This window comes from Fretibacterium fastidiosum (assembly GCF_000210715.1).
Taxonomy (GTDB): Bacteria; Synergistota; Synergistia; order Synergistales; family Aminobacteriaceae; genus Fretibacterium; species Fretibacterium fastidiosum.
In genome coordinates, this window is record NC_021038.1 from 2,217,791 (window position 1) to 2,222,636 (window position 4,846).

A 4,846-nucleotide genomic window follows, 5' to 3' on the forward strand; every position below is an offset into this window, starting at 1 on the left:
ATGACGTCCGCGGTCATCGTCGTCGACGCGAAAAAGCACACGGCGCTCGTCTGCTTGTAGCTTGTAGAAGGATGCCCTGGTGCTCTCCGCGCGCGTCCCCGACCTCGGAGAGATGGCCCGCTGGATACGTGTCTGCCGCGCCCTGCATTTCCGTCCCGGAACCCATTGAGCCCACGTGCCCTCGTTCATGATCTGACAGCCCGAATGACGGAGAAAAATACCTGATACCAATTCGCGTTTAATATGGATTGCCTCCCCTGCAAGGGGGGCTGCCCCTGCGGTTGGGGCTTCCCCTTCTTCATGCTACAATAGCGGCGGAAGCCGGGCCCTGGCCCGGAACACGATCTATGAAAGGAGAGGAAACAATGAAACTGTCGCTGTTTGGCGTCCTGGCGCTGGCCCTCCTGACGACGTTCGGCTGGGCGTGTGCGGCGCAGGCGGCGGACTTCACCGTCCGCTCGCTGGACCTCTACCCGTCCGGAGCGAAGTTCGTCCTGGAGGTCGCGTCGCAGGGGGACTTTGAGATCGAGTTGCCCGGCGCGTTTCGGGAGGACTCCGTGCGCCTCTTGAACCCCCTCGACGCCGAGGACTTCAAGGTGGTGAGCCGCCGACGGGCCGACTGGACGCCTCCCGCCCTGGCGGGACTGAAGGCGGAGGTGGAGGCTCAGGCGGCGGCCGTGGCGCGCCTCAACGCCCGAAAGAGCGCGTTCCAGCAGACGCTCCGTCTGCTGGAGGCCATCGACCCCGCCCCCGAGGACGGGACCCAGGCGCGGGACCTCATCGCCTACGTCCGGGAGGCCCAGACCCTGAAGCTCGATGCGGAGAAGGAGCTGGCGGAGCTGACCACGGCGCTCGCCCTGGAGACGGAGAAGCTCGAGGTCCTGAGGGAGGAGCTGGAGGCTCGGACCCCCGACGGCGCGGGTTCGTTCCTTTTGGTGTCCGGGCACGGGCACGGCGACGCGGTCCTCCTGCTGGAGGCCTTTGCAGAGGCTGCCGAGTGGTCCCCCCGGTACACCATGAACCTGACCACCGCAACGGGAGCCATCGAGACGGACCTCTTCGCCCTGGCCGAGCAGCGCACGGGGCTGGACTACAGCGGTGTCGTCACGTTCCACACGAAGGCACAGGACGAGGGCGTCCGGGCGCCGGAGCTGGCGCCGCTGCGCGTGGCGCTGAAGCCCAAAGAGCAGGACGGTGACGTCCGCAAGTTCCGGAGGTCGATGAGTGATGCGGGGGCCATAGCGCCTTATGCTGTAGCCGCCCCCTCCGCAGAGGCCGCCCGACCGGCCCCCAGGCGTCTGACGATGACGACGACCCTCTCCGACCGCACGGTGACGGGACAGGGCACGCTCTCCGGCGCGGGACTGCCCTCCACCTTCACGCTGGGGCGCATCGACCTCACGGGAAAGCCCCTGCTGGTCCTCATCCCGGAGCAGCGCGGGAGCGCCTGGCTTGTCGCCAGCATGGACAACGCCGAGACCTCTCTGATCCCAGGGCGCGCGGACCTCATGGTGGACGGCGCGCCGGCGGGCGTCACCTCCCTTCCGGAGTACGGCGTGGGGCAGATGCGGCTCCCCTTCGGCTACGCGCCCCTCATCACCGCCAGCAAGGAGCCGCTCGTGGCCAAGACCGGCTCCTCCTGGTTCAGCGGCGTGTCCACCAACGGCTACAGGATCAAGGTGACGAACGGCATGGCCGAGGACCGCACGGTCACGGTGCGGGACCGCCTGCCCATCCCCACGGACGACAAGGTGAAGCTGGAGGTGAAGCGCATCGAGCCGGCTCCTGCGGAGCGCGATCCGGAGAACCGCCTGACGTGGGAGCTGTCCGTCAAGGCTGGCGAGACCGTGGAGATCGTGGTGGACTACGCCCTGAGCTACCCGTCGGGGGAGGAACTGCTGTACCGCTGAGGAGGGAGCGCTCCAAAAGGGCTCCGTTGGGCTATAATAAACTTGACGTTATTTTGAGTGACGAAAACCGGTCCGCGAGGCGCCGATCGCCTTGCGGGCCCTCGTTGAATCTAAAGAAATTGCTGACGGACGCCTCCGTCGGACCGCGAAAGGGGCGTCCAAAAGCTTTTGCGGAGCGAGGCAGCGCTTTTTTCGATAAGGAGGTCGTGCAACCTTGAAGGCCATAACGCCGTTCCAGCTGTCCGGGCTGCCGATGGGCCGCGTCCTCGGGCTGTATTCGTCCCTTCCGCGCCGCTGAGCCATGGACCGAAACGGCTCGCTCTTTCAATGGCTCACGCTGCCCCCGGCAGTCGCCGTCGCCACCGTCTTCGTGGCGGGCGCCATGGGCTCGCCGTTGAGCGCGGAGCCCGTGAACCCGTCGTTTTGGGGGATGACGGGCCTCCTGTTCGTCGTCCTCTCGGCGCTCTACGGGCTCTTCATCGTCCATGGCTTCGGTGTCGGGCTCCTGCCGCTGCAGCTCGTCGCTCAGGGGATCCTGCTCTGTCCCCTGGCCCTGAGCCGCGGCGCGCGCATGTTCCAGTGGGTGGGCGTCATCATGGCCGTGTGCGGGGCCGTCGCGCTGGTGAACCTCTACCACTATCGTCGGAGGCGGCCCGGCCCTGCCGCGCCGAAGGGGACGGACGAGACGGAGGTCCGCCTGCCCGTGCCCTTCGTCGTCACGGACGGAGAGGGCGTCGTCGAGAGCGTCAGCAGCGGCATGCTGGAGGCCGCGCAGCTGCCCCTGGAGGCGGTGAAGGGCCAGAGCGTCGCCGTGCTGCTGACGCCGGGGGACGCCACCGCCACGCTGGGTGGAAGGACGTGGGACGTGATCCAGCGCCCCATGGAGGACGACCGCTACTATTTTCAGCTCAACGAACGTGTGGCAGCTCCCGCCCCCGAAGCGGGCGCAACGGCCCTGACGGACCCCGTCACGGGCCTGCAGACCTTCCGCTACGCCATGATGCGCCTGGACGAGGAGCTCTATCGGACGCGGCGCTACGGACACCCGCTGACCGTGCTGCTGATCCGCCTCGTGTTCTCCGCCGCCGCGGAGCGGGACCCCGACTCCAGGGAGGCCTTCGTCGCCTACGGCGCCCTCATCCGAAAGAGCCTCCGCACCTCGGATGTCGCCGCCCCGTCGGGGGATCGGGAACTGATGTTGATGCTTCCCGAATGCCCCGCCGCTTCGGCGGAGGCCGTCGTCAAGAAAATGCTGGGGCTCCTGGGGACGCTGAACCAGGACCATCGCTCCCTTTCCGAGGTCACAGCGCTTCACGTCGCTGCCTCCTTTGAGAGCACGGACGACGTGCCGAACGCGAGGTCGCTGGTGGACGGCCTCATCGCGTCCATGGCCAGAAAGTACACGCTGAACGCACAATGAACCCCTTCAGGCCGCGGCTTTTGGACCGCCTCATCCTGGGGGCCGTCGCCGGCCCGTTCCTGTTTGGCATCCTGATCTTCACGCTGATCTTCGTGGCGGGGGACCTGCTCTTTCAGGCCGCGAGGCTCATCATCGAGCAGGGCGTCTCCCTGGGGGTGGTGACGCGACTCTTCTTCTATCGCCTGCCCGAGGTGGTGGCCATGACGCTGCCCATGTCGTCGCTTCTGGCCACCCTTTTGGGCATGTCCTCCCTGGGGAGTGGCAGCGAGCTCATCGCGCTCAAGTCCCTTGGAATCCCCTTCTCCCGCGTGTTGCGGCCCGTCGTCGAGGCGTCCCTTCTCGTCTCCCTCCTGGCGCTGGCCTTCAACGAGACCGTGGTCCCCTTCACCACCGAGGCGGCGGACCGTCTGATGAAGTACGAGATCCTGAAGAATCAGGCCTCCGCCGTGCAGGAAAAGGTCTTCCTGCGGGAGGAGGAGGACGGCGTGCTGCGCCGCGTGCTGTACGTGGACCAGCTGGACGCGAAGCAGGGCGTGATGCGCGGCGTCATGGTGCATGAGTTCGACCGGGACCGCCTGGCGCGTACGCTGACCGCCGAGCGGGGCCTGTGGCAGGAGGGGCAGTGGTGGATCGAGGACGGGCGCGTCTACGAGGTGGACCGGGACGGGGAGGTCACCCTCCTCCTGCGCTTCGAGCGCCAGAGGCTTGCCCTGAACCTGTCGCCCGAACAGCTGCAGATGAGCACGAAGCGGCCGGTGGACATGAGCGCCCACGAGCTGTGGCGCTACATACAGCAGTCCAGCTCCGTGGGGGCGGACCTCTCCCGCCTGTGGGTGATGTTCCACCTCAAGCTGGGGGTGCCCTGGGCCTGCGTCATCATGGCGGTGTTGGGGCGGGGTTCGGCGCGTCGCGCCAGGGCCGGCGGGGGTCGGGAGTCGGCTTCGGCATCAGCGTCGTCATCGTGTTCGCCTACTACGTCGTCATGTCCATGTGCCGTGCCCTGGGAGAGGCCGGGGCCATCTGGCCCTCGCTGGCGGGCTGGGGACCGAACCTGCTCTTCCTGGCCGTTGCGCTGTTCTTCGCCTGGAGGGTTGACCGGCGATGACGGACCCCATCGCGGGCGCGCCCATTGCCCTGATCGCCGGGGAGGGAGCCCTGCCGGAGGCCATCGCGCGGAAGCTGGCGGAGGCAGGGGAGGCCCCACTGGTGCTGGCGGTGCGGGACGACCTGGAGGCCCTGGCCCCCTTCGCCCGGAGGCTGGTGCGCCTCCGCTGGCCCAGCCTGGGGCGCGGCGTCCGGGAGATGCGGCGCTTCGGGGCGGGGCGGGTCATCATGGCCGGCTGGATCCCCAAGCGCGTCATCTACTTTCTGCCGCTGCTGTTCGACCGGCTGAGCCGGTCCGTGCTGGCCGGCAGCCTGATGGACGACCACTCGCTCCTGGGGGCCGTCGTCCGCGCGCTGGAGCGCGAGGGCTTCTCCGTGATCCCCTACTAGCAGATCCTGCCGGAGTACCTGG

Annotated in this window: 3 protein-coding genes and 1 pseudogene; all 4 read left to right on the top strand. The window is 67.8% G+C overall.

Annotation, left to right across the window (positions count from 1 at the left end; all coding sequences use genetic code 11):
• The first annotated feature begins 365 nt into the window (after nt 1-365).
• Complete coding sequence (locus SY1_RS10020; RefSeq protein ID WP_015556953.1) at nt 366-1,910, top strand: DUF4139 domain-containing protein; 1,545 nt, start codon at nt 366-368, stop codon at nt 1,908-1,910.
• A 301-nt stretch (nt 1,911-2,211) separates the two neighbouring features.
• Entirely contained in the window at nt 2,212-3,330 is a 1,119-nt protein-coding gene (locus SY1_RS10025; RefSeq protein WP_015556954.1) for a diguanylate cyclase domain-containing protein, read from the top strand.
• A pseudogene (locus SY1_RS10030) lies at nt 3,327-4,435 on the top strand (LptF/LptG family permease). The gene SY1_RS10025 and the pseudogene SY1_RS10030 overlap by 4 nt, the downstream one beginning before the upstream one ends.
• The gene (locus SY1_RS10035) at nt 4,432-4,824 is read left to right on the top strand and encodes a hypothetical protein (RefSeq protein WP_015556956.1); all 393 of its coding nucleotides are present in this window, start codon (nt 4,432-4,434) and stop codon (nt 4,822-4,824) included. The pseudogene SY1_RS10030 and the gene SY1_RS10035 overlap by 4 nt, the downstream one beginning before the upstream one ends.
• The last annotated feature ends 22 nt before the right edge of the window (nt 4,825-4,846 follow it).